Origin of the sequence: Xanthomonas sp. NCPPB 3761 (assembly GCF_041475705.2) — a bacterium.
GTDB classification, from domain to species: Bacteria; Pseudomonadota; Gammaproteobacteria; order Xanthomonadales; family Xanthomonadaceae; genus Xanthomonas; species Xanthomonas phaseoli.
Window position 1 is genome coordinate 4389389 of the sequence record NZ_CM191262.1, and the last position, 25945, is coordinate 4415333.

At 65.2% G+C, this 25945-nt stretch carries 28 protein-coding genes; 19 read left to right on the forward strand and 9 right to left on the reverse strand.

The window, feature by feature from the left end; genetic code table 11:
* Positions 1 to 76: 76 nt before the first annotated feature.
* From ACCQ00_RS19135 to ACCQ00_RS19145, 3 genes are all read right to left on the reverse strand, one after another.
* Positions 77 to 946, reverse strand: a complete 870-nt coding sequence (locus tag ACCQ00_RS19135; protein WP_017158202.1) for an alpha/beta hydrolase family protein — start codon at positions 944 to 946, stop codon at positions 77 to 79.
* On the reverse strand, positions 946 to 2040 hold the full coding sequence (locus ACCQ00_RS19140; protein WP_039568527.1) for a DUF3182 family protein: 1095 nt from the start codon (positions 2038 to 2040) through the stop codon (positions 946 to 948). The genes ACCQ00_RS19135 and ACCQ00_RS19140 overlap by 1 nt, the downstream gene beginning before the upstream one ends.
* Before the next feature lie 87 nt (positions 2041 to 2127).
* Positions 2128 to 2292 (reverse strand): hypothetical protein, encoded by a 165-nt coding sequence (locus tag ACCQ00_RS19145; RefSeq protein WP_005914365.1) that lies wholly within the window; start codon positions 2290 to 2292, stop codon positions 2128 to 2130.
* A 411-nt stretch (positions 2293 to 2703) separates the two neighbouring features.
* On the opposite strand from ACCQ00_RS19145, the gene ACCQ00_RS19150 reads away from it, so the two are divergent.
* The 8 genes from ACCQ00_RS19150 (at position 2704) to ACCQ00_RS19185 (ending at position 8440) form a co-directional block, all read left to right on the forward strand.
* Positions 2704 to 2985, forward strand: a complete 282-nt coding sequence (locus ACCQ00_RS19150; protein WP_003486531.1) for a hypothetical protein — start codon at positions 2704 to 2706, stop codon at positions 2983 to 2985.
* Positions 2986 to 3028: 43 nt separating this feature from the next.
* A complete protein-coding gene (locus ACCQ00_RS19155) occupies positions 3029 to 3304 on the forward strand; it encodes a hypothetical protein (RefSeq protein WP_039568522.1) in 276 nt (91 codons plus the stop codon).
* Between the two features lie 75 nt (positions 3305 to 3379).
* On the forward strand, positions 3380 to 3973 hold the full coding sequence (locus ACCQ00_RS19160) for a DUF4142 domain-containing protein (RefSeq protein ID WP_017158206.1): 594 nt from the start codon (positions 3380 to 3382) through the stop codon (positions 3971 to 3973).
* A 206-nt stretch (positions 3974 to 4179) separates the two neighbouring features.
* On the forward strand, positions 4180 to 5067 hold the full coding sequence (locus tag ACCQ00_RS19165; protein WP_039568518.1) for a TIGR01777 family oxidoreductase: 888 nt from the start codon (positions 4180 to 4182) through the stop codon (positions 5065 to 5067).
* Between the two features lie 138 nt (positions 5068 to 5205).
* Positions 5206 to 5871 carry a response regulator transcription factor gene (locus ACCQ00_RS19170; protein WP_039568515.1) on the forward strand — a complete coding sequence of 222 codons (666 nt, stop codon included), beginning with the start codon at positions 5206 to 5208 and terminating at the stop codon, positions 5869 to 5871.
* Positions 5868 to 7052, forward strand: a complete 1185-nt coding sequence (locus tag ACCQ00_RS19175; protein ID WP_039568512.1) for an ATP-binding protein — start codon at positions 5868 to 5870, stop codon at positions 7050 to 7052. Before ACCQ00_RS19170 ends, ACCQ00_RS19175 begins: the two co-directional genes overlap by 4 nt.
* Before the next feature lie 376 nt (positions 7053 to 7428).
* On the forward strand, positions 7429 to 7713 hold the full coding sequence (locus tag ACCQ00_RS19180; protein WP_017158210.1) for a hypothetical protein: 285 nt from the start codon (positions 7429 to 7431) through the stop codon (positions 7711 to 7713).
* A gap of 64 nt (positions 7714 to 7777) precedes the next feature.
* Positions 7778 to 8440, forward strand: a complete 663-nt coding sequence (locus ACCQ00_RS19185) for a DUF3313 domain-containing protein (protein ID WP_039568509.1) — start codon at positions 7778 to 7780, stop codon at positions 8438 to 8440.
* A 275-nt stretch (positions 8441 to 8715) separates the two neighbouring features.
* Here the strand turns inward: ACCQ00_RS19185 and ACCQ00_RS19190 are convergent, their stop codons facing one another.
* On the reverse strand, positions 8716 to 9567 hold the full coding sequence (locus ACCQ00_RS19190; RefSeq protein ID WP_039568506.1) for a histidine biosynthesis protein HisIE: 852 nt from the start codon (positions 9565 to 9567) through the stop codon (positions 8716 to 8718).
* Positions 9568 to 9810: 243 nt separating this feature from the next.
* On the opposite strand from ACCQ00_RS19190, the gene ACCQ00_RS19195 reads away from it, so the two are divergent.
* The 7 genes from ACCQ00_RS19195 (at position 9811) to ACCQ00_RS19225 (ending at position 16605) form a co-directional block, all read left to right on the forward strand.
* Positions 9811 to 11247, forward strand: a complete 1437-nt coding sequence (locus tag ACCQ00_RS19195; RefSeq protein ID WP_039568503.1) for a Do family serine endopeptidase — start codon at positions 9811 to 9813, stop codon at positions 11245 to 11247.
* Between the two features lie 116 nt (positions 11248 to 11363).
* Complete coding sequence (locus tag ACCQ00_RS19200) at positions 11364 to 11726, forward strand: hypothetical protein (protein ID WP_008574792.1); 363 nt, start codon at positions 11364 to 11366, stop codon at positions 11724 to 11726.
* Between the two features lie 3 nt (positions 11727 to 11729).
* Positions 11730 to 12215, forward strand: coding sequence for a hypothetical protein (locus ACCQ00_RS19205; protein ID WP_017158214.1), 486 nt, complete (start codon positions 11730 to 11732; stop codon positions 12213 to 12215).
* Complete coding sequence (locus ACCQ00_RS19210) at positions 12212 to 12595, forward strand: hypothetical protein (RefSeq protein ID WP_017158215.1); 384 nt, start codon at positions 12212 to 12214, stop codon at positions 12593 to 12595. Before ACCQ00_RS19205 ends, ACCQ00_RS19210 begins: the two co-directional genes overlap by 4 nt.
* Before the next feature lie 638 nt (positions 12596 to 13233).
* A complete protein-coding gene (locus ACCQ00_RS19215; protein ID WP_039568499.1) occupies positions 13234 to 14340 on the forward strand; it encodes an AI-2E family transporter in 1107 nt (368 codons plus the stop codon).
* A gap of 115 nt (positions 14341 to 14455) precedes the next feature.
* Entirely contained in the window at positions 14456 to 15193 is a 738-nt protein-coding gene (locus ACCQ00_RS19220; RefSeq protein WP_017158217.1) for an HAD family hydrolase, read from the forward strand.
* A gap of 41 nt (positions 15194 to 15234) precedes the next feature.
* Positions 15235 to 16605 carry a leucyl aminopeptidase family protein gene (locus ACCQ00_RS19225; RefSeq protein WP_039568496.1) on the forward strand — a complete coding sequence of 457 codons (1371 nt, stop codon included), beginning with the start codon at positions 15235 to 15237 and terminating at the stop codon, positions 16603 to 16605.
* Between the two features lie 55 nt (positions 16606 to 16660).
* On the opposite strand, the gene ACCQ00_RS19230 is transcribed toward ACCQ00_RS19225, so the two are convergent.
* A complete protein-coding gene (locus ACCQ00_RS19230) occupies positions 16661 to 17413 on the reverse strand; it encodes an anti-sigma factor family protein (protein ID WP_039568493.1) in 753 nt (250 codons plus the stop codon).
* On the reverse strand, positions 17410 to 17925 hold the full coding sequence (locus ACCQ00_RS19235) for an RNA polymerase sigma factor (protein ID WP_039568491.1): 516 nt from the start codon (positions 17923 to 17925) through the stop codon (positions 17410 to 17412). The genes ACCQ00_RS19230 and ACCQ00_RS19235 overlap by 4 nt, the downstream gene beginning before the upstream one ends.
* A 199-nt stretch (positions 17926 to 18124) precedes the next feature.
* Between ACCQ00_RS19235 and ACCQ00_RS19240 the strand changes: the two genes are divergently transcribed.
* Both ACCQ00_RS19240 and ACCQ00_RS19245 read left to right on the forward strand, forming a co-directional pair.
* A complete protein-coding gene (locus ACCQ00_RS19240) occupies positions 18125 to 19174 on the forward strand; it encodes a catalase family peroxidase (RefSeq protein WP_039568489.1) in 1050 nt (349 codons plus the stop codon).
* Complete coding sequence (locus tag ACCQ00_RS19245) at positions 19171 to 19710, forward strand: cytochrome b (RefSeq protein ID WP_039568488.1); 540 nt, start codon at positions 19171 to 19173, stop codon at positions 19708 to 19710. The genes ACCQ00_RS19240 and ACCQ00_RS19245 overlap by 4 nt, the downstream gene beginning before the upstream one ends.
* Positions 19711 to 20165: 455 nt before the next feature.
* Here ACCQ00_RS19245 and ACCQ00_RS19250 read toward each other — a convergent pair whose 3' ends face one another.
* The 3 genes from ACCQ00_RS19250 to ACCQ00_RS19260 all read right to left on the reverse strand — a co-directional run bounded on the left by ACCQ00_RS19250 (position 20166) and on the right by ACCQ00_RS19260 (position 23189).
* Positions 20166 to 20954: a ThuA domain-containing protein gene (locus ACCQ00_RS19250; RefSeq protein ID WP_039568549.1), complete on the reverse strand. Its 789-nt coding sequence runs from the start codon at positions 20952 to 20954 to the stop codon at positions 20166 to 20168.
* A gap of 368 nt (positions 20955 to 21322) precedes the next feature.
* Positions 21323 to 21925: a response regulator transcription factor gene (locus ACCQ00_RS19255; protein ID WP_039568477.1), complete on the reverse strand. Its 603-nt coding sequence runs from the start codon at positions 21923 to 21925 to the stop codon at positions 21323 to 21325.
* A gap of 85 nt (positions 21926 to 22010) precedes the next feature.
* A complete protein-coding gene (locus tag ACCQ00_RS19260) occupies positions 22011 to 23189 on the reverse strand; it encodes a sensor histidine kinase (protein WP_039568475.1) in 1179 nt (392 codons plus the stop codon).
* A gap of 448 nt (positions 23190 to 23637) precedes the next feature.
* On the opposite strand from ACCQ00_RS19260, the gene ACCQ00_RS19265 reads away from it, so the two are divergent.
* Entirely contained in the window at positions 23638 to 24882 is a 1245-nt protein-coding gene (locus ACCQ00_RS19265; protein WP_372354008.1) for an efflux RND transporter periplasmic adaptor subunit, read from the forward strand.
* Positions 24883 to 25252: 370 nt separating this feature from the next.
* On the forward strand, positions 25253 to 25942 hold the full coding sequence (locus tag ACCQ00_RS19270; RefSeq protein ID WP_005914341.1) for an ABC transporter ATP-binding protein: 690 nt from the start codon (positions 25253 to 25255) through the stop codon (positions 25940 to 25942).
* The last annotated feature ends 3 nt before the right edge of the window (positions 25943 to 25945 follow it).

Genomic DNA, 25945 nt, shown 5'->3' on the forward strand with positions numbered 1-25945 from the left:
CTAGACGTCCAACACGCCGTGGAAGCAACGCATGCACGCCCGCACGGTGTTGCACGCGCTACCTCGTTCCTGACGCCTAACCTGCGGTCTTCTCTACCGCCCGGATGTCGCCGCGAAAGACCGGAGTGCTCTGCTCCAATTGGGTCGCAGCAGCGCCTTGCTGATCCTTGAGCAACTGCTTGCGCGTGGCCACCACCTCCTTGGCCAATGCGATACGCCGGCCGACGACCATCTCGGTCAGCCAGTCGATCAGTGCGCGCGTGTATTGCTGCTGGTGCTCCTTGATGCTGAGCGCATGGTCGGCACCGGCGATGACGCGCGATGTGAGCGAACGCGCCTGCACGAATGATCGCGCGTAGTTGTGCAGCACCGGCTGCGGCACGATCACATCGTGTTCGGCTTCCACCAACAGCACATCGCCCTTGTACTCGGCGCAGGCGGCCAGGGCGATGTTGTCGGCCGGGCGCAGGCGCTGCCGGCGGTACGCCATCAGCTCCGGGTCGGCATTGAGGCTGACCTTGGGTTGGTCCCAGTGGGCATCCTTGTAGAGCGCAGGCGAACGCAACGCCAGCCACTCCACCGGGCGCTCGCGCGTCAGCAGTGCGGACAGATAGCCCCCGTAACTCAGGCCAACCACGGCGATCGACTGCGCATCCACGTAGGGCAGAGCCGCCAATTGATCATACGCAGCCTTGATGTCGTCCAGGTTCTGTGCGCGTGTCACGGTCTGGCGCATCGATGCGTAACCCTCATGACCACGCAGATCGAAGGTCATGCAGATGCAGCCCAGGCCTGCTGCCTCGCGCGCACGTACCAGGCTGTGGTGCTGGCTGCCGCCCCAGCCGTGCACGAACAACACTGCAGGCATGCCTGAGGGCGTGAGCAAGGTGCCACTGAGTGCGTCCTGGCCGACCGGGATATCGATACTGGAAAGTTTGGCTTCCATTACGTCGCAGAGATGCTCCTGTATTTGTAACGCGGCCCTGGACCGGATTGGGTTGCGCGATAGTAGACCTGCGCATCGGCCGGCGGCTGGCCCTGATAGATTTCGTGTGTGGACGCATTGATCCACTGCAACGCGGGATCGTGCTGGAACGCGGCGATTGCAGCGAGTTCGGCCGGGGTTGCGCCACCGATTCGCCAGGATTGTTCCAGCACGCCGCATACCGGGACGTTAATAGCATCCCGACCGCTGACCACATCGTAGTTGCGGCGGGAAATCTGCAGCTCAGGATACGCGGCGGTGACGCATCGATCGTATCTGCACGCTTGCTCGACCACCTGCCGTTCGAGCGATGGTAACGCGGTCGCCATCAGTGCCTCCAACGACCCACGAAAGACGCGCAACGACGAGCCGCCGTACACCTCGCTGCCGTCCGCATCGGGCACGCTGCATTGCGTGCCGTAGTACGCAATCTGGACACCTGCCAAACACAACTCGCCCACGCTATGCGTCACCGGCTGCAAGATATTGCGTTCCAGCACGCCGCCATGCGTGCCTAGATAGGTCTCGGGCAGGCTGTCCAGCACCTGCGCTAGCTGCGATGCGTCGGCGATGCGCCACTGGTCGTTGCCGCCCACGCCGGTGGGCAGCTTCAGGCGCACGTCTCCACCACCAGACAGCGCCTCGAATGCGTGCATCGCATCCGGGCGAGAAAACGCGGTGTAGCCCGGCAGCGTGGCGGGAATCAGCGACGTGGCCAGCGCCTGATCCCAGCCTGCAGGACGTGCCGCATCGGCGCCAATCAATGGGTGGCCGATGACCTTGGTGGCCAGAAATGCATGCGGCACGATACCGCCAAGCAAGTCGTCCACGCCGTGGATGCCAAGCCCACGCGCTTGCGCAGTCGTGAGCGTGTCGTCAGGTACGTGGAATGTTCCTCCTTCAATCACGCCATGGCCGGCGACGCCGGCATCGGGCACACCCAGCAAGCGCGCAATCTCGCGACATACCCATGCATGTGTGGCACGCTCATGACCGTGCTCGGGCACCCGGCGCATGGCATGCCCAAGCACGTGGCGATAGTGCGTCTGTGCCATGACCTCTCACCTGCGGCGTGATCGCGCGTTGTTACTGGCCTCGGTCGCAGCTGAGGGACGGGTCTAAAAAGCAGGTGTTGTCTGGCCTTACTTCAAGGCCAGATACAGGCCAAGCACGATCAGGAACACCACGATCAAACTGATGGCGATACGGCCTCCGCGCAACTCCAACAAGGCATGCCACCACACGCGTGCTTCAGGTGTGCCGCTCGCATGATGCGGCTTACGGCTACTGGTCTCGCTGTCCTGCATCCTGGGTACTCTCGCTCCATTACGTCGCCCCCTACCTTAATGATCAGACGTTACACAGGTGTGGAGCGGTTCAGAATCTTCTGTGAAATGCGGCATTGCGAAAGCGATTTTCGCCCGATTGTCCATTACGCGCCTGGACTCAAGTTGGTCAGGCGCACCAGTTTGGCGACATCGGAACGAATACGAGACCAACGCGTTGCCTCGACCACAAGGTTTCAAACGCGGTCACGTCGTACGCATGCACCACTTGCACGCGCCTGCATGCGTGGCGTGTAGACGCGCTCGAACAATCTGACCAATTAAGCGTGCAATGCGCCGACGCGCTGCAATGGTCGGGTTCGATGATCAATCGTTGACATACCCGCAGTTACCCTGCAGGTCAAGTTTGTTTATAGCGGAACACCCCCAGTCATGAGCAGAGATCCATCCGTCATCGATGTACAGGCCGAAATCGCGCATTGGCAGGCGCGGCATGCCCAGGGCAACCTGGGCGCAGGCAAGTTCAGCGAGTTGTCCCCGGTGGTGAAAATGGCCTGCGACATCTACCTGCAAGCCCCGCGTTCGAGCGACCAGGAACGTCTGCGCTTATTTCGGGACCGCTTGGAGCACCACTTCATTTCTTCCAGCACACAGTCCAACTACGAACAGTTGGCAACCGATTGTTGGCAGCGCCTGGGCGCGCGCAATAGTTGAGTCCGCAGTATCGAGCAACATCTGTTTTTCATTGGAGATCGTCATGAAAACCCCGTATCAAGTGCAGCAGGAGCTGGAACGACTGGAGCGGTTGGTGCCGCACATCGTCAGCGACCAGGGCGACCGCGCGGAGGAGATCCTTGGCTTCCACGTGGCCAGTCTGTTGGGTAGCGCGCCGGTCAGCGAGCACGCGTTGATTCGCGAACGCACCGCGCGCATGGCGCGTACCTGCCGCAGTGCGCAGGAGGCCGTGCGTGCACCCAAGGTGCCTGCCAGACCATTGGGCTTGGCCCCCGTCGCCCAGCCGCAGTGGGCCTGACCAACCTCCCCGGAGCCGCCTAGCGGCTCCTTTGCATTCCACCTCCGGCAATTGCCGATTCACTCCAGGATCTTCATGAAAGTCACGCTTCTCACCGCTTCGCTGCTGGCCATGCTCTCTCTGACTGCCTGCGATCGCCCCGGCGGCGATGCTTCGCGCACTGCGCCAGCAGTGTCGCCCGAGCCGACGGCCGCGCCCGTCAGTGGCAGCGGCGCGACCGAGTTGGCCAAGGGCGATGGGGCAGTGCTGGGCGTGCTGGCTGCGATCGACGACAACGAGATCGCACTCGCCAAGCAGGCCATCGAACAGGATCTGGGCGGAGCCACCGGCGAGTTCGCGCAACAGATGCTGCACGACCATGAAGCCAACCTCGAAAAGACCAAGTCGCTTGGCGCATCCGAGAGCTCGCGCGCGCAGGCCATACGTGCCAAGGGCAAGGCGGCAGTGGAAGCGCTGTCCAAGACGCTGACCTTGCCGGACGGCAAGGACGCCTACCGCAATGCCTTCATGCGCACCATGGTCATCGACCATGGCGACACCATCAAGATCATCGATTCGGAGCTGCTGCCCGCCGCAGAAAGCGCGCCGGTCAAGCAGCATCTGGAGCAGACGCGCCGCGTTGTCTCGGCGCACTTCGAACGCGCCCACGCGGTGTCATCGTCCAAGTAAGCAGCTGATCGAGCGCTCACCCTGCAAACGCGCCGGCCAGTCCGGCGCGTTTGCGTTAGGTGGGCAGCACACGCCGCTATCGTCGAGGTCGTAGGCCACGCTGCAGGCCGACGGCCGCAGCGCACAGCCGCATGCCCGCGCCAGCTTCACCTCGCTTGGCGCGATCCTGGCCTATCGTGCCGCATCGATTCGGCCAGGAGCCCTCCATGCATCTGCTCATCACCGGCGGCACCGGCTTCATTGGCCAGGCCCTGTGCCCGGCATTGCTGCAGGCCGGCCATCAAGTCAGCGTGCTGACCCGCGACCCGCAGCGCGCCACGCGCATCCTGCCCGGCATCACCGCCGTGCGCACGCTGGATGGGGTACAGGCCGATGCAGTCATCAACCTGGCTGGCGAGCCGCTGGCCGCCGGCCGCTGGACCGACGCCCGCAAGCAGCGCTTCCGCCAATCGCGCCTGGGCATCACGCGCCAATTGCAGGCCTGGATCGCGCAGCAGCCGGCCGCGCAACGCCCCTCGGTACTGATTTCCGGCTCGGCGGTGGGCTACTACGGCGAACGTGGCGATACTGCGTTGACCGAAGCCGAGCCCGCCGGCGATGACTTTTCCGCGGTGCTGTGCCGCGACTGGGAAGCCGAAGCCAACACCATCGCCGCACTCGGCCCGCGGGTGAGCTGGGTGCGCACCGGGATCGTGCTGGATCGCGATGGCGGCGCGCTGGCCCGCATGCTGCCGGCATTCCGATTCGGCGGCGGTGGACCGTTCGGCGATGGCAGGCACTGGATGAGCTGGATCCACCGCGCCGATATGGTCGCGCTCTTGCTGTGGTTGCTGCAGCAAGGCCAGCCTGGCGCCTACAACGCGACGGCGCCCAATCCGGTGACCAATGCCGACTTCGCACGCACGCTGGCCCAGGTGCTGCACCGCCCCGCCCTGTTGGCATTGCCGGGCGGTTTGCTGCGGCTGGGCTTCGGCGAGATGGCCGACCTGCTGCTGATCAGCCAGCGCGTGCTGCCGCAGCGCGCGCTCGATGCCGGCTTCCGCTTTCAGTACCTCCACCTGGACGCTGCGCTGCGCGCCATCCTGCAGCGCTGAGCGGGCCTGACCAAACGGGGCCGAACGGCATGCATGGCCTGGCCTGCGTGCGGTTCGGCCATGCACTAATATTTGCCTAAGCTTCATCACCGACAGTGCTGCGGATCTCGGACTGGCCCTGCGCACGACAGAACACCCATGCATCTGCTCCTCGTCGAAGACGACACCATGCTGGCCAACGCCATCTGCGATGGTGTGCGTCAGCAGTCATGGACCATCGATCATGTCGGTCATGCCAATGCCGCCAAGACGGTGCTGGTGGACCATCGCTACAGTGCGGTGTTGCTGGATATCGGCCTGCCGGGCGAGTCCGGGCTGAGCGTGATCCGTTTCATGCGCAGCCACTACGATGCCACCCCGGTGATCGCGCTGACCGCGCGTGGCCAGCTCACCGACCGCATCCGCGGTCTGGATGCCGGCGCCGACGATTATCTGGTCAAGCCGTTTCAGTTCGACGAGCTGATGGCGCGGCTGCGGGCGGTCACCCGGCGCAGCCAGGGCCGCGTGGTGCCCCTGCTCAGCCACGGCGACGTCTGTATGGATCCGAGCAGCCGCAAGGTCACCAAGGACGGCAAATGGGTGGCGCTGAGCGCACACGAATACCGCCTGCTGCTGGCGTTGATGGAACGTGCCGGACGCGTGGTCACCAAGGATCAGCTGGAAGAAGGCGTCTATGGCGGCCCATCCGAAGGCGGCAGCAACATGATCGCGGTGTATGTGCACCAGTTGCGGCGCAAGCTGGGCGATGCGCTGATCTCCACCGTCTACGGCCAGGGCTACATGGTCGGAAAGACCCCTGAATGAAGTCGCTGCAGGCACGCATGCTGGCGGCGCTGGCCGCGATCGTTCTGCTGAGCTGGTCCACCTCTCTGTGGATCCTGGTCGCACTGGTCACCCAGGGTCATCACAGCGTGTTCGAGCAGGAACTCAACCTGCTCGGCGATCGACTGATCGCCATCTTGCCCGACGCGCTCCAGCAGCGCTTCGATATGCAGGCAGAACCGCCCGACGCGGCGGTAACGTCGACCCCGATCGGCAACCCATCCTCGCGCATGAGCGTGAAGCAGACCCTGATTGCGGTGGTGCTCAACACCGTGCAATTGGGCATCCTGGGGCTATTGATGTGGTGGGCCGTGCGGACCTCGCTGGGGCCGCTGCGCGCCTTGTCCGGCACCATCGCGCAACGCACCGGCCTGGATACCGAGCCGGTGCCGCTGGCTCAGGCGCCCGACGAAGTCCGCCCATTGATCGCCTCGTTCAACACCTTGTTGGCGCGGGTGGAACAGGCCGTGCAGGCCGAGCGCGATTTCGTCGCCGATGCCGCGCACGAACTGCGCACCCCGCTCTCGGCACTGCATGCCTACGCCGAGGTCGCATTGCGCGCGCCCACACTGGAGGCCAAGGACGCCGCGCTGGGCCAACTGCTGGAAACCGCGCGTCGCAGCAATCGGCTGGCCGAACAATTGCTGGATCTGGCGCGACTGGATGCCGGCATCAGTTCAGCGGCCTATCATCAAGTCGAAATGGGCGAGCTGATCTCGCATGTGATGGACGAATTCAGCGTGCAGGCCGACGCACGCCAGATGCAGTTGCAGGTTGAGGCATCGCCCTGCCTGCTGCGTTGCGATGTGGATGCAGTGGGCATTCTGATCCGCAACCTGGTCGACAACGCCATCCGCTATGGCCGCCTGCATGGCAAGGTGGAAGTGAGCTGCGGCTATTGTGTGCGTGCTGACGTATTGCACCCCTTCTTGCAGGTCAGCGATGACGGTCCCGGTGTACCCGAAGGCGCGCAGACCTCTATTTTCGAGCGGTTTTATCGTGTGCCCGGTCGCCCCGTACAGGGCAGTGGCATCGGATTGTCGCTCGTCGCCGGCATTGCGCGCCTGCACGGAGCAACGATCGAAGCCGGCGACGGCAACGATGGACGCGACCTCTGCGTGCGCGTGGTGTTTGCCGGCGACCGCCCCGCCGGCGCGGCCTGAATCTGCCTGTGCTGTAGCGCGAGAGCACGACGATACGCGGCCAACCAAACGGCTACGCAATCACGGGCTGGCGCGGTTAGTGCTTGGAGCGCGATGGACCAGTGGCCGCACGTGGAATGCGCGACTGCGCACGCACGGGCCCAGCGCGAAACGCGATACGGCCTATCTGCGGCTTACGGTGCGGTTCCCGAGCGCCGTCAATACCACCTGACCACTGCGCGCTCCGTTTGGGTAGGCGCTCTACTGCGGACACTTTGGTGTGGCGCACGGAAATACCTTGCCTTCGCCGGGGTGCGCCGTCGTCGCGACGAACCAATAAGTTCCCAAACTCGTTTGCCTACCGTGTACTCACCGCACGCATCAAGGATGCCTGGTGATGCCTCACTCGATCCGTTTCACCCAACACCTCCCTACCGCACGATCGCTGGCGGTCGGGCAGTGCGCGGCCAACGACCCCGTGGCCGCGCATCCGCTGCCTGTCGCGCCGGAATTTCGCTGCGGCCTGCCCGGCACGCGCAACCGCGACATCTGGTGCGCGTTGCCGGATATCCGCAGCGCGCGCGATGCCCGCCGCCTGCAGTATTTGGCCAAGCGCGGCGTGTTGTTCACTGCCGCAATAGCGGTCTTGGCCCTGGCAGCTGCCAGCGTTCTATTGCACTGAACATCAGGTCACGACAACGCGCAGGGACTGCGCCCACCCACCTTCTTGCACCAGGTCATTCTCAATGTCGACTTCCTACTTCGTTCGATACTGCGCACTCGCCGTTGTCAGCGTCAGCCTGATCGGCTGCGCCAGCACCCGCCCCGTGCCCTATCGCCAACTACCATCTTCGAGCTACCTGCGTCCGCACGATGGCAGCCGCGGCGGCCGCATGCCGTACGCGTATCACGGCGAGGTCGATTGGTCGCGGTATCGGACCGTATTCGTCGAACCGGTGAGCATTTACCGCGGTCCGGATGCGCAATTCGAAGAGGTGCCCGAGCAGGACAAACGCATGCTCGCCGATTTCATGCAACGCGAGTTCGGCGACGCAATTGGCCAGCGCTGGCAGCCCACCACTGCCATCGGGCGCGACACCTTGCGTGTGCGGCTCACCTTGACCGGCGCCAAACCCAGCAAACGGGTCATCGGCACCTTCATGAAGGTCGATATCGGTGGGGGCTCCTACAATGCCGTCCAGGCCGCGCGTGGCAAGGAAGGCGCATTCTCCGGCTCGGTCAGCTATGCGGTGGAAATCTTCGACGCGTCAAGCGATCGCTTGCTGGCGGCCTATGTCGAAAAGCAGTATCCCAATGCGATGAACATCAAGGCCAGCCTCGGTGCGTATGGCGCGGCCAAGGCAGGGATCGTCCTGGGTGCGAAACAATTGGTCGATGGCATGCGCTAGGCCTTGTTCCTTTTATTGCATGCGCGATGCCTGTGCGTATCGGAGTACACGTACGCGATACGTTCGGGCAATCCTCCCGCGCAGTGCAGGGTCATCAGCGTGTTGGCTGCAGGCGGGAGCGCTAGCCAAAGCTGCTGCAACAAAAACGCCGACGCTGTTGAACAGCGCCGGCGTTTTCACCATTGCACAGGGTCGGTGACACCTATCGCGTGCGCTGCACGCCTTCCACGCTACCTGGCGACCCGCACATCTCGCCTGCGCCCTGCTTGACAACCTCAGCGCGTGACGCGCTTTGCCGCTTTCTTGCCCACTGCCTTGCGCGCGGCGGTGGTCTTTGCCACGGCACGTGTAGCCGGGGTCTTGGTGACCTTGGCGGCTTTCTTCAACGCAGTCTTGGTCACGGCTTTCTTGAGCGGGGCCTTCTTTACTGCGGCCTGCCTGGTCGCGGTTTGCTTGGCGACCGGCGCCTTCTTGGCTGCAGGCTTGACCAGCGGCTTCTTCGCTGCCGCCGACTTGGCCACCGCCTTCTTCGCAGCCTTCTTCGCCGCCGTGCGCGCGTTCACCGTTGCGACGGCGGTCTTGCGTGCGGCGCTCTTGGCAGCGGTCTTGGCACTCAGTGCGGCCGCCTCGGCCTTGGCATTGGCCTTGGCGGTTTCCAGCTTGCGCTTGGTAGTGGCCTTGGTGTCGGTGATCTTCTTCTTGGCCGCGGCGCTGGTGCTGCTCAACTTCTGCTTGGCGGCCTGCGTAGTCGAGGTCAACGTTTGCTTAGCCGCGTCCTTGGTGGCGGTGAGCTTCTGCTTGGCGGCCTCCTTGGTGGCGACCAGCGTGTCCTTGGCAGCGTCCTTGGTGGCCGCCAGCGAGCGCTTGGTCCTGGCCACGCTGCGTTTCACTGCGGTGGCTGCATTGCCGGCGTTCTTGGCCATGTTCTTTTCGACCTTGACCACTGCCTTGCGCGCTTTGGCCACCTGCGTCTTGACCTCTTCCACCGCCGTGCCTGCCGCCTCCTGCACGCTGGCAACCGCCTCGCTGGCGGTGCTGGCGAGGGTCTCGGTCAATTCGGTGGCGGTGCTTTTTACGCTATCGACGGCGTCGGACAGGGTTGCCGTTACGCCATTGCCGTTGCTCATAGACCCTCCTTAAGGGCGTCAGTGCGGGAAACCTAGGCGATGCGCGACCGCACGCAACATGCTGAACAGGCATCGGATCAAGCGGACGCTACGCCCGGCCCGTCGGGCTGTCAACGCAATCAGGGCAAGGGATGCGTGGCACTTTCACCGGCAGTTAAATTGCGCGCAGGCACTCTCGTTCAGCTTGATTTACGCAGTCAGACGCCCTATTCCTCATCCACCGCGTAACCCGGAATCCGTTCCATGCGACCGCTGCCTACCCTGCTGACTCTTTCGCTGGCCGCCGCCTTCGGCGGATTTGCCGCCACCGGCGTCAACGCCTGGCTCGACAATCGCGCCGAAGCCACGCCCCCCGGCAATGCCGCCTTCACCCTGCCGACGGCCGCCGCATTGCCAGCCGCGGTGGCCGGCCAGCCAGTGCCGTCGTTGGCGCCGATGCTGCAGCAGGCCATGCCAGCAGTGGTGAGCGTGAACACCAAACAGGTGGTGCGCGTCCGCAACCCGTTCTTCAATGACCCGATCCTGCGCCGGCTGTTTCCGCAGGTGCCGCAGGATCGCATCAACGAATCGCTGGGTTCGGGCGTGATCATCGATGCGCAAAAAGGCTATGTCCTGACCAACCACCACGTCATCGAAAACGCCGACGACGTGCAGGTGACGCTCGGCGACGGACGCACGGTCAAGGCCGAGTTCATCGGCTCCGATGCCGATACCGACATCGCGCTGATCCGCATCAAGGCCGACAACCTCACCGATATCAAACTGGCCGACAGCAACGCGCTGCGTGTGGGCGATTTTGTGGTGGCCATCGGCAACCCGTTCGGCTTCACCCAGACCGTTACCTCCGGCATCGTCTCGGCCGTGGGGCGCAGCGGAATTCGCGGCTTGGGCTATCAGAACTTCATCCAGACCGATGCCTCGATCAACCCCGGCAATTCGGGCGGCGCGCTGGTCAACTTGCAAGGCCAGTTGGTTGGCATCAACACCGCCAGCTTCAATCCGCAGGGCAGCATGGCCGGCAATATCGGCCTTGGGCTGGCGATTCCGTCCAACCTGGCACGCAATGTGGTCGAGCAATTGGTGACCAAGGGCGTGGTGGTGCGCGGCACGCTCGGCCTGGAGACCCAGAACCTCACCCAGCAGATGTTGCAGGGCCTGGGCGTGGATTCGTTGCGCGGCGCCTTGGTGACACGGGTGTTGCCGGGTTCCGCAGCGGCCGCGGCAGGCGTGCAACCGGGCGACGTGGTGGTGGCGGCCAACGACCAGCGCGTGGACAGCGCCGAAGCGCTGCACAACTACGAAGGCCTGCAGGCGGTGGGCAGTGCGGTGACGCTGGATATCCGTCGCGATGGCAAGCCGCTCAAGCTCAAGGCCACGCTGAAAGAGCAGGATCGCGCCGTCACCGGCGATATGCTGGACCCGCGACTGACCGGCGCGACCTTCGTCGATCTCCCCGAATCGCTGCGTCAGTCAGGCATCACGGGGGTAATGGTGAGCGAGGTCAAACGCGGCGGTCGCGCTGCCGCCAACGGCCTGGTCGCCGGCGATGTGATCGTGGCCAGCAGCGTGGGCGAGTTCGCCGACCTTGCCAGCTGGCGCGCCAATTTCCAGCGTAAGCCGCAGCAGCTTGTCGTGCGCATCCTGCGTGGCAACGCGCAATACGACGCGCTGATGCGTTGACGCGATGTGCACCGGAAGGTGCTTCCACTAACGCCTCCTACACCCCCCCGATGCTATTGCTACTGCTCGACCGCACGTGAGTGGCGGCTGCCATCAATGACCGAAGGAGATATCGCATGAGCCCCACCAATACCGATCAGCTGAAGGAAAACCTGAGCGAAGCCGGCACCCACCTGAAGTCGGCAGCGAGCGCTGCTGGCGAAGCCGTCCGCGGTGCCACCAGCGCCGCTGGCGATGAGCTCAAGCTCGGTCGCGCCAACGTCAAGGCCGAACTGTCCGACACCGCGCTGGCCGGCATGGCCGCTGCCGAGTTCGGCGGTGCCGCTGCCAAGGAACAGATGGACGTCCTGGTCGCCAAGGGCAACGATCTGCTGGAAAGCGCTACCGATCTGATCCGCGAGCGTCCGCTGGCTGCCTTCGGCGTTGCCTTCGCTGCTGGCTGGGTCATCGCCAAGCTGGCACGCAGCAACGACAACTAAGTCGTGAGCGATCAGGCCTCTCCCGCTGCCGGAACCGACGCGCCAGACGCGCGCGCGCAGACGCCAGGACTGGACGAAAGCGTACGCGCGGTCGGCGCAGCCGGCCGTGCAACGCTGGGCTCGGCCAAGGACACCAGCCGCGCCTTGCGTCGGCTGGTGTCGGCCGATCTGCAACTGGCACGCAGCGCATTCGGGCGTGGCCTGGCCTGGGCCTGCGTGGCCGTGGTGTTCGGCGCCTCGTCGTGGTTGCTGCTGGCCGGTGCCATCATCGCGCTGTTGCAACGTGCCGGACTATCGTGGTTCCAGGCGATGTTTTTCACCGCGTTGGGCAGTCTGCTGGTGACCGGCATCGCGGCATGGCGGGTGTTTTTCTACTTCGACCACACCGGCATGAATGCAACGCGCCGTCAGCTCATCAAGCTGGGGATTTTCGATGACCCCAGCAAGGACGACGACGCGGCGACCTCTGCCAGTGGAGCACGTCCATGAAGTTTGGAACCTTGCGTCAACGCGTCGAGCGCGCCGAATTCCTGGTCGAAGGACGCGCGCAGGAAACGCGCCTGCATTGGAGCGAACTGCGCCAGACCTGGCGCGCCGGGTGGTCCCCGCTACGGATTGTGACGGTGGGTTTCGGGCTCGGGTTCGTCACCGGCCGTCATGAGCCACAGGCGGCATTGGGCAGCATCGCCAGCAAGCTTGGCGGGATTCCCAAGATTTTGCAGATGATCAGCACCATCTCTGCGCTGTTCACCGCGCACCGCGCGCAGGAAGCCTCCGAGCAGGCCGAACGTGCGGCAGACAATGCCGAGGAAGTGGCAGCCGACCCGCCGGTGACCGTGGTGCAGGTTCCGACCGATCGCGCGGCCTGAGCGCGGACGGCATTCGCGGCGGCTAGCGAATTGCTGCGCCGCCGTTGTGGCTGGCAGATTGGCTGTGCAAGGCATCGGCGTACCAGCGCCAATTTGACTGTGCACGCGCGCCGGACTGTACACGCGCGCCGGATGGAGGTGTTCGGACGCTGGCCCTGCATGCAACACGCACGACTGCGCTTGGGGATCGGGCGAAAGAACCGTTGCACCGCGAACCGCGATGTTCGAATCTGCGCGTTCCAACTCGCCAAATGACCGCACGCCGTGGTTACTCGCCGATACTCGCCACGGTCGCTGGCGATATGGCTCGGAGATGTGGGGATCGCGCGCCATGGGTGACCAATGCAAGCCACGGGTGACCAATAAGCGTCGCCGATCGCGGCGAGGTCTGACGGCCGTTCGCACGCAGCCTGCGTGCTGTCGCAGATGGCAGCGTGCGGCAGATCCTGGCGTCGGTGGCAATGCCACCCCGACGAGCGATTCGGCGCCTTACGACCTGCACCAGGACGCGTGCGGCCGAGTTCGCCACGAGCCTTCGCTCGCTGACATCCTGCCCACAGGCCCTGTGCGCGCCGTTGACGCATTGCACCGATAATGGCGCACCGCTGGCAGCACGCCAGTCTGCTGCCAGGGCGCGCATGTCTCTTCCCGTCGATTTACCGGATGCCGCCACCGCGGCAGATTCGCTTCCGCCCGCACCGGCGCCCCGCCCGCGCGCGCCGGCCTCGCTGGTGGTACTGGCCACGCTCGCCATCGGTTACACGCTATGGGCGGCGCAGACGATCATCCTGCCGATCATGCTGGCCGCGTTTTTCGCGCTGATCGGCAATCCCATCCTGCGGGGTTTGCGCAAGCTGTACATCCCGCGATTTCTCGGCGCCTTGCTCATCCTGTGCCTTGGCCTGGCCGGTACCGTCACGCTGGCCGCGCAATTGGCCGGCCCCGCCGCCGAATGGGTGCAACAGGCACCAAGGCAGATGCGCCAGATTGCGCGCGATGTGCGCGATCTCACCAAGCCGGTGATGCAAGCCAACCAGGCAGCGGAAAACTTTGCACGCGCGGCCGGTGGCGAAGGCCAGCGCGGCGTGCAGATCGTGCGCACGCAGATGGACGACCCCTACAAGGCACTGGTCCGCACGCCCAAGCTGGCGGCCTCGGTGCTGGCGGTGGTGCTGCTGACGTTCTTCTTCATGGTGTATGGCGAAAGCCTGCAGCGGCATGCGATCGCCCTGCTACCGAACCGGCAGCAGCAACGCTTCACCACCGAGATCATGCTGGACATCGAGCGCGAGGTCTCGCGCTACGTGCTCACCATCAGCGTGATCAACACGCTGGTCGGGCTGGTATTTGCCGGCATTTTGTCTGTGCTGCAGATTCCGCTGCCTGAAGCGATCCTGTGGGGAACAGTGGTCGCATTGCTGAATTTCGCACCGTATGTCGGTCCGTTGATCGGCGTGATGCTGATGCTGCTGATGGGTTTTGTGGAATTTCGTACCACCTTGTCCTCGCTGCTGCCGGCGATCCTGTACCTGGCGCTGCACACGATCGAAGGCCAGGTGGTCACACCGATCGTGCTGGGCCGACGCATGGCGATCTCGCCGCTGATGCTGATCCTGGCGCTGATGCTGTTTGGCTGGCTGTGGGGCATGGTCGGCCTGCTGCTGGCGGTGCCGTTGCTGGTCTGCATCAAGATGGTGCTGAGCCGGGTGGACGGGATGCAGCGCTGGGCGCGGCTACTGGAGTAGCCGGGATTGGGGAATCGGCATTCGGGATTGGTATGCAACCGCACGGCTGCCGTTGCCAATCCCCAATCCCGACTCCCCAATCCCCTTTTTATCGCAACACCCGTAAAATCCGGCAATGAGTTTCCCAATCAGCGCCATCACCCTCGACCTCGACGATACGTTGTGGCCCTTTGCGCCGATCGGGGCGCGCATCGACCAGGTGCTGTACGACTGGATGCGCGAGCACAGCCCGGTGACTGCCGAGCGCTTTCCGGTGGAGGCGATGCGCGAGCTGCGGGAGCGCAGCTTTGCCGACAACCCGCACCTGCATCACGACCTCAGCGCACTGCGCCGGTTGACGCTGGAAATGGCCTTGCGCGAGAGCGGCGGCGACCTGGCGTTGCTGGAGCCGGCCTACGAAGTGTTCTATGCGGCGCGCAACCAGGTGGAATGCTATCCGGATGCGCTCGACGCGCTGGCGCGCATTGCCGCCCATGTGCCGGTGGCCGCGCTCAGCAACGGCAATGCCGATCTGCAGCGCATCGGGCTGATGCATCACTTCGCGTTTCAATTGGGCTCGCGCGAACACGGCAGCGCAAAGCCCGACCCGAGCATCTTCCTGGCTGCCTGCGCGCGGCTCGAGGTGCCTCCCGCTCAGGTGCTGCATGTGGGCGACCATGTGCGCATGGATGTGCTGGGCGCGCTGGATGCCGGCCTGCGTGCCTGCTGGATCAATCGCGAGGGCGCGGTGTGGTCGCACCCCACCCAGCAGCCGGATCTTGAGTTCGACAGCATGACCGGGCTGGCCGATTGGCTGGACGCGCAGCAACCGCATCCGGGCCCCGCGCGCGCCGGCATCACCCTTCCCGCCTGAGCCACTCTGCACGGCGCACGGCGCTGCACTCGAGGATTCCCATGTCGCACCTGACCGGTTTCACCGATCCCACTGCCGCAGCCTTGCCGCTGTATGTGCTCGACCGCGAGAGCTTTACGCGCTGGTGCGCGGAGCAGCCCACCCGTGTGCTGTCATGGGCGCAGGCGCAGCGTTTCGATGCCGCGCCGGGCAGCGTGCTGTTGTTGCCGGGCGACAACGGGCTGGCCGGAGCAGTCCTGGGGATCGGCGACCGCGCCGATGCCTACGCCTACGCGCATGCGCCAATGGCCTTGCCGCCGGCCAGCCGCTGGACGCTGGCCAACCCGCTGAGCGATGCCGAGCAGGCGTTGCTGCATCTGGGCTGGGGATTGGGCGCCTATCGCTTTTCGCGGTATCGCAAGGTGCCGCGCGCGCCGGCCGAACTGGCGGCAACGCCATCGGCACACACCCATGCACTGATCCAGGCGTGCCTGCGCGTGCGCGATTGGGTCAACACGCCCACCGAAGACATGGGTCCGCAGCATCTGGAAGAAGCCACACGCACGCTGGGACAGGCGCATGGCGCACAGGTCGATGCAGTCGTCGGCGACGCGTTGCTGGCGCAGAACTTCCCCACCATCCATGCCGTGGGGCGCGCCTCGCATCGCGCGCCGCGACTGATCCAGTTGCAGTGGGGTGACACCGCGCATCCGCATCTGGTGCTGGTCGGCAAGGGTGTGTGCTTCGACACCGGCGGGCTGGATCTGAAGCCGGCCGATGGCATGCGCAACATGAAAAAGGACATGGGCGGTGCGGCGCATGCGTTGGCGCTGGCCGGGCTGGTGATGGCGCAACAGTTGCCGGTACGGCTGACGCTGCTGATTGCGGCAGTGGAGAACGCGGTGGGCCCGGAGGCATTCCGCCCTGGAGAAGTGATCACCACCCGCGCCGGCGTGACGGTGGAAGTGGACAACACCGATGCCGAAGGCCGCCTGGTGCTGTGCGATGCGCTGAGCTATGCCACCGAGCAGCATCCGGATCTGATCCTGGATTTCGCTACGCTCACCGGCGCGGCACGCATCGCGCTGGGCCCGGACCTGCCGGCGCTCTTTGCCAACGACGATGCGCTGGCGCAGGCCTGGATCAGTGCCGGCGAACAGACCCGCGACCCGGTGTGGCGCATGCCGCTATGGCGCCCGTATCTGCGCTATCTCAACAGCCATGTTGCCGACATGGCCAACGCCGGCTCGCGCATGGCTGGCGCCGTCACCGCCGCGCTGTATCTGGAACGCTTCGTGGCACCCGGCCAGCCGTGGGCGCATCTGGACGTCTACGCCTGGAACGACAGCGACCGCCCCGGCCGGCCCGCCGGCGGCGAAGCGCTGGCACTGCGCTCGGCGTTCGCGATGCTGCAGCAACGCTACGGCGGCTGAGCGCGGGCAGCGCTGCAATCAGGCCGAGGCGAACACAACCTTTGCGCTGCGCTGGTCAGCCCTGGCGACGCAACAACGGCGCGATCGTGCGCATGCGTGTCTGCGTCGCCGGGCCAACCAGCGCGAACGCGGTATCGCCTTCGGCCCAGTACTGCGCCAACAGCCGGCCATCGCGGCGCTCGCCGGTCGGCATCGGTCCGCTGCGTGGACGCAGATACAAGCCAATGCATGCGCCGTCGGCATCGCCATACACCAGCATCGCGGCCGCGCCTTCCGGTGTGGAAAGCAGTTGCCCACCGCGCAACGTATAACCCTGCGCACGCAGATCCGGCACGACGCCTGCGTTGCCGAAATGCGTTCGCAACCACGGTTCCAATTCGGCGCGGCGTTGCACGTCCAACGCAACGCCCTGATGCGCGCCGGCATCGGCGAACAGGCGGTAGGCGGCTACTGCATCGGCCATCGGCACGCGTTGGCTGGCGATCCGGCTCGCATGCAGCTGCCAGCCCAGCCCGGTCCCCAAGCCAAGTGCCAGCACGCAACTGGCGGCCACGGCAAACATGGCACGGCGGCGCTGTTGCAGCCCGCGGCGAATCGCTGCGGGCGTGAATGCCACGGCGCTCATCTCCGGCGCCAGACCAGCATGTGCGGCACGCAGCGCTTCGGCATCGCGCTTCCAGCCCGCCACGCGTGCGGCCTGGGCGGGGTACGCGTGTAGCCAGGCGGCCACTGCTGCATGTTGCTCCGGCGCCAGGCGGCCATCGACGTAGGCGTGCAGCGCGTGTTCGTCCGGCGGTGTGGCGGTCATTTCAGGATCCTCAATGCAGGTGCGTGGCTCACATGCCCCTCGTTCAATGCGCGCAGACGTTCGCGCGCGCGCGACAGGCGCGACATCACCGTGCCGATCGGGATGCCGAGGGTGTCGGCCACCTCGCGATAACTGAAGCCTTCCACGCTCACCAAGAGCAATAACGCACGTTGTTCGGCCGGCAGCGATGCAAGGCTGGCCAGCATGGCGCGCCCGTCGTGCACCTGCTCAGGGGATGCGGATTGGCTGGGCTGCTGCGGCGCGAACAGGCCCACGACCCGCTGCCAGCGTGCGGCACGCCGCTGCCCATCCAGAAACTGCCGGTACAGGATGGCGAACAGCCAGGGCTGCAGGGCGTCGGCGGTATGCCGGGTGCGCCACCGCCGCAGCGCGCGCTCCAGCGTGGCTTGCACCAGATCGTCGGCGCTGGCGGGCTCGCCGCTCAGCGAGCGCGCAAAGCGGCGCAGTGCCGGCAGCACGGCGCGCAGTTGGTCATCGTCCAAAGCATCCATTGGCGGGCTTGGTGGTGGCATCACACGTTAGACGCACTGGAGCGTGGATTATTCCCGCGATCGGTGCGTGCCACCGTCGTCGGTGGGAAGGGAATAACGCGGCACGTACGTCGTCTCACCCGTATCAACCACACACAGTATCGACCACCGGAGCCAGCCATGACGTTGCCACCTCCCTCGCCCCCGCGCGCGCAGCCCCGTGCTGCCGTTGTTGGGAATTGCCGCCATTGCCGGCGGCATTGCGCTTGCGTTCGCCTGGACGGCCGGCTGGATCGGTGGCGACCGGCTCACTGCCGCGCGCATGACCGACACCATCGAATCCAGCGGGCCGCCGCATCCGGGCTTTCGCCGCGCGCATACCAAGGGTGTGTGCGTGAGCGGGCAGTTCCAGTCCAGCGGCAAGGCCACCTGGCTGTCGTCGGCACGCATCTTCAGCCAGCCCAGCACGCCGGTACTGGGACGCATGTCGATCGGCGGCGGCGACCCGCACGGACCCGACGGGCAGGCGCGCGTACGCAGCATGGCGCTGCTGTTGCGCAGCGACGATGGGCAGGAATGGCGCACGGCGATGAACAGCTTCCCGTTCTTCGTGGTCGCCACCCCGGCCGGTTTCCAGGCCTTGAACGTGGCTTCCAAGCCCGACCCGGCCACCGGCAAGCCGGATCCGGAAAAACTGGCGGCATTCGGCAAGCAATACCCGGAAGCCGCCAAGTTCCAGCAGTGGGCCAAGACCGCGCCGTGGTCGGACAGCTGGGCCAACACGCAGTACAACGGCGTCAATGCGTTCCGCGCGATTGCCGCCGACGGACGCGAACGCTACATCCGCTGGTCGATGCGCCCGCATACGCCATTCAAGGAATTGAGCGCCGAACAACGCAAGCAGGCCGATGGCGATTTTCTCGCCACCGACCTGGACGCGCGGCTGGCGCACGGGCCGTTGCGTTGGGACATGGTGCTGACCATCGCCGAGCCCGGCGATGCGGTGGACGACCCGTCGCAGCCATGGCCGGAACGCCGCAAGCAGATCGTGGCCGGCACGCTCTCGATCGAGCATGCGCAGCCTCAGGCCAGCGGCCCCTGTCGCGATCTCAATTACGACCCGCTGATCTTGCCCAAGGGCCTTGCCGCATCGAATGACCCGATTCTGGCAGCGCGCTCGTCGGTGTATTCGCAATCGTTCAATCGCCGCGAGCGCGAGATCGCCAATGGCACGGGCGGCGCCGCCACCGGCCAGGGAGCACGCCAATGAGCCGTACCCACTTCAATCTGCCAGCGCGCGTACTGCATTGGCTAATGGCCGCGATGATCCTGACCATGCTGTTCGTCGGTGTCGGCATGGTGGCCTCGGTGACGCAGCGGCCATGGTTGATCGATCTGCATCGCCCGCTGGGCATCGCGATTCTGATCCTGGCCGTGCTGCGCCTGATCAACCGCCTGCGCCATCGACCGCCGGCATTGCCTGCGGATTTGCCTGCGTGGCAGAAGGCTGCGGCAATTGCCTCGCATTGGCTGCTGTATGCATTGATGCTGGGCATGCCGCTGATCGGCTGGGCGATGTTGTCGGCCGGCGCCTACCCGATCGTGCTGTGGCCAGGCGCGAACCTGCCGGCGATCGCACCACACGACCCTGCGCTGTATGCCTGGCTGCGCAGCGCGCATGGCTGGCTGGCGTATCTGTTGTTCGCCACCGTGTTGGGGCATCTAAGCGCGGCGTTGTATCACGCCTGGGTGCGCCGCGATGGGGTGTTTTCCAGCATGGCGCGTGGCGAGCGCTCTGCGCGGTGATGGATGGGTGTTGGCTCCCTTCCCCCGCCGGGAGAGAGGCTTTGATTTCCCTTCTCCCCCCGGGAGAAGGTGCCCCGCAGGGGCGGATGAGGGTGCGAGCGAAGCAGCGAATTAACCACCATCTGGAGTGGCGTCGCCCCGTACCCTCACCCCAACCCCGCTCCCGCCGGGAGAGAGGCTTTGATTTGCCTTCTCCCCTCGGGAGAAGGTGCCCCGCAGGGGCGGATGAGGGTGCGGGCAAAGCAGCGGGTTAACTACCGTCTGGAGTGGCGTTGCCGCATACCCTCACCCCAACCACTCGCACGCCGGGAGCTGGGCTTTGATTTCCCTTCTCCCCCCGGGAGAAGGTGCCCCGCAGGGGCGGATGAGGGTGCAGGCAAAGCAGCGGGTTAACTGCCGTCTGGAGTGGCGTTGCCGCATACCCTCACCCGACCCCTCTCACGCGGGGGAGAGGGCTAGTGCCGGCGTTGTGTTTTGGCCGCTGGCGCAGATGATTCGATGCCCTTGCCGGTAGCCGCCCAATAGATCCCACCGTACAAGTGCTCCAGATAGCGTGGGTCGTTATAAGCTTCGGCTTGGTGGCCCAGCGCAGTGGCGAACACGCGGCCACCTTCGAAGTGGTGATACCACGCCACCGGGTGCTGTTGGCCCATGCCCTTGGCGACCTGTCCTGGCCAGATCAGCGTGGGGTCGTAACTGCGTTCGTCGACGGTGAGCAGCGTGACCAGATCGTCGCTGTAGGGCGGATCGTATTCGTACCATTCGTCGCTCCACACCCAACGCTTGGGCAGGCCGGCCGTGGCCGGGAAATTGGCCTCGGCCACATCCACCATCGCCGTTTGCAGGTACGGATGGGTGCGGAACGAGCGGCCGATCATGTGGTCGTACCACTCCCACTCACCGCGCTTGATCGCAAAGGCCTTGTGCACCGCGACCACGCCGCCGCCGTTGCGCACATATTTTTGGAAGTTGGCCCGCTGGGCGGGATCCAGATCGGTGGCCGGCGTATTGAGCAATACAATGGCCGCGTAGTGCGACAGATCGCCATCGAAGGCTTTGGCATTCCACGCCCACACCATCTGAACATCATGCTTGCGCGCCATCGCTTCGAATTGCGGTTTGGCCACGGGGATATAGTCGTGGTGATACTGATTGGGAATGGCGGCCACCAAGATCTTGAATTGCTCGGCCGACGCGTTGAATGCGCAGATCAGCAGCAAGCCCAACAGCCATATCGATTTCATGCAGTTACTCGTGGTGGTGACGATCATCCGGAAGTGTACCTGTGCGATGAAGGCATGCCTTCGCATGCATTTGGAATAGCTGTTGATCGCCCTACAACCGATGGCCAAGGCAAGCAGACGCGTATCGACGCGATCGCAAAGCAAGCACGCATGCGTGCGTGCGTGCGTGCAACGTCGCAGCACGCTTGCTTACACGATGCCGCACACGTGTGCACGCGATGCATGGCTGCAGTGCGGCGACCAACCGCTCGCATGAGCTGTGCCGATTCAACGCTCTGGCAACGCCCGCTTTGCGATCAGCAGCACTGTGCCGATGGCGCACGCTAAACACGCCGATGGCGATCACGCACCGCGGCGTCCGCCAGCAGTTACAACCAGCCTTTCTGCCGCGCCAACCGATACGCTTCGATCCGATTGGCCACACCCAACTTGCCGATGCATTCGGACAGGTAATTGCGCACCGTGCCGTGCGAGAGCTGCAACTGCTGCGCGATCTCGCTGGCGGAGCGGCCTTCGCCGGCCAGTCGCAGCACCGTCCGTTCGCGTTCGCTCAAGGGGTCTGCTTCCACCCACGCATCGATGGCCAGCTGCGGGTCGATCACCCGCCCGCCGCGGTGCACCTGGCGCAACGCATCGACCAGTTGTTCGGCGGGCGCATCCTTGAGCAGATACCCGGCCACGCCGGCATCCAGGGCACGGCGCAAAAATCCCGGCCGCGCGAACGTGGTGACGATCATGACGCGTACCGGCAACGCCTGGCGCTGGATCCGCTGCGCCAGTTCCAGCCCGGTCAGGCCAGGCATTTCGATATCGGTGACCAGCACGTCCGGCTGCAGGCACTGCAGTTCGCGCCATGCGCTTTCGCCATCGCCGGCGCTGCCGACCACCGCAATATCGTCCTCCAGCCCGAGCAAGGCCACCAGCGCGCCACGCAGCAAGGCTTGGTCTTCCGCCAACAACACCCGGATCATCGGTCGCGCTCGCATGCATGCAACGGTTGCGCACGATAGCAGCGCTGCCACATGCCGTGCACTTGGCAGCGCAACCAAAGGCGCGTCAAAGCGGCTGCGGCATCGCCGGCGGCGACGTTGCGGGGACAACTGCAGGCCGCGGCAACGGCAGACTGGCGCGCAATCGCATGCCGCGCGGCATGGCCTGCACATCCAGCGCGCCACCCAGGGCGTGCAGGCGTGCGCGCATGCCGTCCAGGCCGTTGCCAGGCACGATCACGCCGCCGCGGCCGTCGTCGGTGATTTCCAGCATCGCCTGCTCGCCGTGCGCGCGCAGCTGCACACGCACACGTTTTGCCTGGGCGTGGCGCTGCACATTGGTGGCCGCCTCGCGCACGACCAAGGCCAGCGCGGTTTCATGCTCGGGCGGCAAGGCCAGCGGCTCCAGGTGTTGCTCCAGCGCAATGCCGTCCAGGTCCAGCAGCACGCGCGCAGATGCCAGTTCGGCTACCAGGCCGGCAGCACGGATACCGGTGACCGCACGTCGTACCTGCGCCAATGCCTCGCGCGAGACCTGCGCCACCGCGTCGATCTCGTTGCGTGCGGCCTGCGGGTCGCGCTCGATCAGGCGCGCAGCCAGATCGGATTTGAGCGCCACCAGCGACAGGGTGTGGCCAAGCAGATCGTGCAGGTCGCGACCGATGCGCTCGCGTTCGGCAGTGGCTGCCAAACGGCGAACTTCGTCCTGCGACAAGCGCAGCAACGCGTCCTTGCGTTCGTTGATGCTGTACACCGCGCCCACGGCGGCCATGCCCAGCACCGTCACCGGCATCCACACCAGCGCCTGCAGGCTCAAGCCAAGCCAGTGCGCCCAGCTCAGGTACAACGCGTTCATCAGCAGCAACATCGCAAAGTGCCGCCACAACGCGTGCCGCGTGGAGGGGCGCAAGGTCAGGCAGGCGAACACGAAATAGCTGAGCCCTGCCGCGTACACCGGCAGCAAGGCGGCGCTCAGCGCCGCCATCGCCCAGGCATAGCGGTACAAGGTGCCGCGCGGTGCCAGCAACATGCGTGCGTACAGCAGCACAAACAGCGGATACGACGCCAGCGTGCACAACAGCCAGGTCCTGTCGTAGCCACGCGCAGAAAACGCCGGCACCACGAACACCCAGGCCGACCAGAACAGATGCACGCTATCCATCCAGGGCGATTGGCCCTGCGCCAGGCGCGCGGCCACCTGCGAACTGGCGGCGGGACGAAGCCATGCGGGTAACCGGAGGCGCATCAGACAAGGTCCGTGTGGGTGAGCGGATTCTGCCACTGCCGGGCCCGCCTGCGTGCGGCTGAATGCAGGACGATATGGGTGAGCGGCCTCATGCATGCTCCTGGTGATGACTGCGCTGCGATCGCCCGCCGAGGTTGCGATTGGCCTGCGCAGACGCAAGCCAGAGACGTGCAGTGTGCAAATGCAGGGAAAGCATGCCGGTCGCGGGTTGCCGAGGAGCTTCCAGTATTGCCGCCCGCAGCGCTGGCGCACGAGTAGCCGGTGTCATGGTGTGCGGATGACAGCTGTCACTGGTGAGCGTACCGCGCTGACTGCATGCTGCGCACCATCTGGCGGTGGCATCGGCGCATCGACCGTTCGTCGCCGCACCGCAGTTGGTGACTTCCGGCAGCTTGCGGCATCGCCTGCAGACCGTCACATTTCGCGCAGCCTTCCGTCCTGGTCATCGATGAACACTTCCGCCGATCTGCTCAAGCAACTCCGCATCGACCGCCAGCGCCCTGCCACGCCGCCGCCCGCCCGCCGTACCGGCTGGATCCTCGCTGCAGTGATCGTCGTCATCGTGCTGGCCGCCGTCGCGTGGTGGTTCACGCGCCGGCCGGTGGTGAAGGTGCAGACCGCGCCGGTGGTGGCGATCAGCGCCGGTAGCAGCAGCGCATCGGTGCTGGACGCCTCCGGCTATGTGGTGGCACGACGCATGGCCACGGTGTCGGCGCAAGTCACCGGCAAGGTGCGCGAGGTGATGATCGAAGAAGGCATGCGCGTCGAACAAGGCCAGGTGATGGCCACCCTCGACCCGCTCGATGCCGATGCGCAGCGCGCCCTGTCGGCCTCGCAGTTGTCGGCCGCACACAGCCAGGTCGACAACATGCAGGCGCAACTGGCGGTGGCCAACGCCGATGCCACGCGCCTGCAATCGTTGGTGGGTGCGCAGCTAGTGTCGCGCTCGCAATACGACCAGGCCATCGCGCAGCGCGATGCCTTGCGCGCGCAGTTGCAGAACGCCCAGCGCAACGTGCAGGTCGCCTCCGACCAACTGGCCATCGCCGGCATCCGCTCGGACTTCAACGTAGTGCGCGCGCCGTTTGCCGGCGTGGTGACGGCCAAGGCCGCGCAGCCGGGCGAAATCGTCTCGCCGTTGTCGGCCGGCGGCGGGTTCACCCGTACCGGCATCGGCACCATCGTGGACATGGAATCGCTGGAAATCGAGGTGGAAGTGGGCGAGTCCTACATCGGCCGCGTGCAACCCAAGATGCCGGTGGAAGCGGTGCTCAATGCCTATCCGGAATGGAAGATTCCAGGCGAGGTCATCGCCATCATCCCCACCGCCGACCGCGGCAAGGCCACGGTGAAAGTGCGCGTGGCGCTCAAGGTCAAGGACCCGCGCATCGTGCCGGAAATGGGTGTCCGGGTGAGCTTTCTGGAGCAGGCCAAACCGCAACAGGCAACCCAGCCGCAGGGCGTGCGCGTCCCGGCCGCCGCACTGGTGGAGCGCGATACGCGCACGGTTGCGTTCGTGGTCGGCGAGCAGAACATCGTCAGCGCGCGTGCCGTCACGACCGGGATGGTGATGGGCGAGGACAGGCAGGTGCTCTCGGGCCTGGCCGCAGGCGACAGCGTGGTACTGAATCCGCCGCAAGCCTTGAAGGATGGCGACAAGGTGACCGACGCGGAACGGGACGCTGCCGAGTAACGCACTACGACAAACCGCGCAGGCAGCAACCACTCAGAAGCACGGAAAGCGCGTTGATGGAAACGGCAGCGGTGCAGGCGCCTGCGCCGCGCAGCGATAACGCTGCTGAATCCAGTAATGCAGTATCGGCCGCGTGTTCGCGCATCTGCGCTGGCGCAGGTCTTCACCATTTTCAGCCAGCGTTGTCGCACGCACGTTTCAGACACCGGCAACGTGCGTGGCACATGTGTCGCAACAGCACTCGTTGCCTTGCCTGCACTTGCCGCAGCGCTTCATCGCATTTCAGCTCACCGTGCTACTGCAGCCGCCTCACATTCGCCATCGCTCTGCGCAGCGCTTCATCTCTTCCATCGCACCGCCAGGAGTTGCCATGTCCGCTCTCGTCAGTTTGCGCAACATCACCAAGACCTACCAACGCGGCCCCGAGCAGGTGCAGGTACTGCACGGCATCGATCTGGAGATCGCCAGCGGCGATTTCGTTGCACTGATGGGGCCGTCTGGCTCCGGCAAGACCACCTTGCTCAACCTGATCGGCGGGCTGGACAACCCCAGCGGTGGCGAGATCGAAATCGAAGGCGAACGTATCGACCGCATGAGCGGTGGGCAGCTGGCGACCTGGCGCAGTCACCACGTCGGTTTCGTGTTCCAGTTCTACAACCTGATGCCGATGCTCACCGCGCAGAAGAACGTGGAGCTGCCGTTGCTGCTCACCTCGCTCAATGCCGCCCAACGCAAGCGCAATGCCGAGATCGCATTGACCCTGGTCGGCCTGCAGGAGCGCCGCAACCACAAGCCCAGCGAATTGTCCGGTGGCCAGCAGCAACGCGTGGCGATTGCGCGCGCAATCGTGTCTGATCCCACCTTCCTGATCTGCGACGAGCCCACCGGCGACCTGGACCGCCACAACGCCGAAGAAATCCTGCGCCTGCTGCAGGAGCTCAATCGCGAACACGGCAAGACCATCGTGATGGTCACCCACGACCCCAAGGCCGCCGAATACGCCACCCACACCATCCATCTGGACAAGGGCGAGCTGGCCGACGCGCCGCTTGCACTGTAAGGG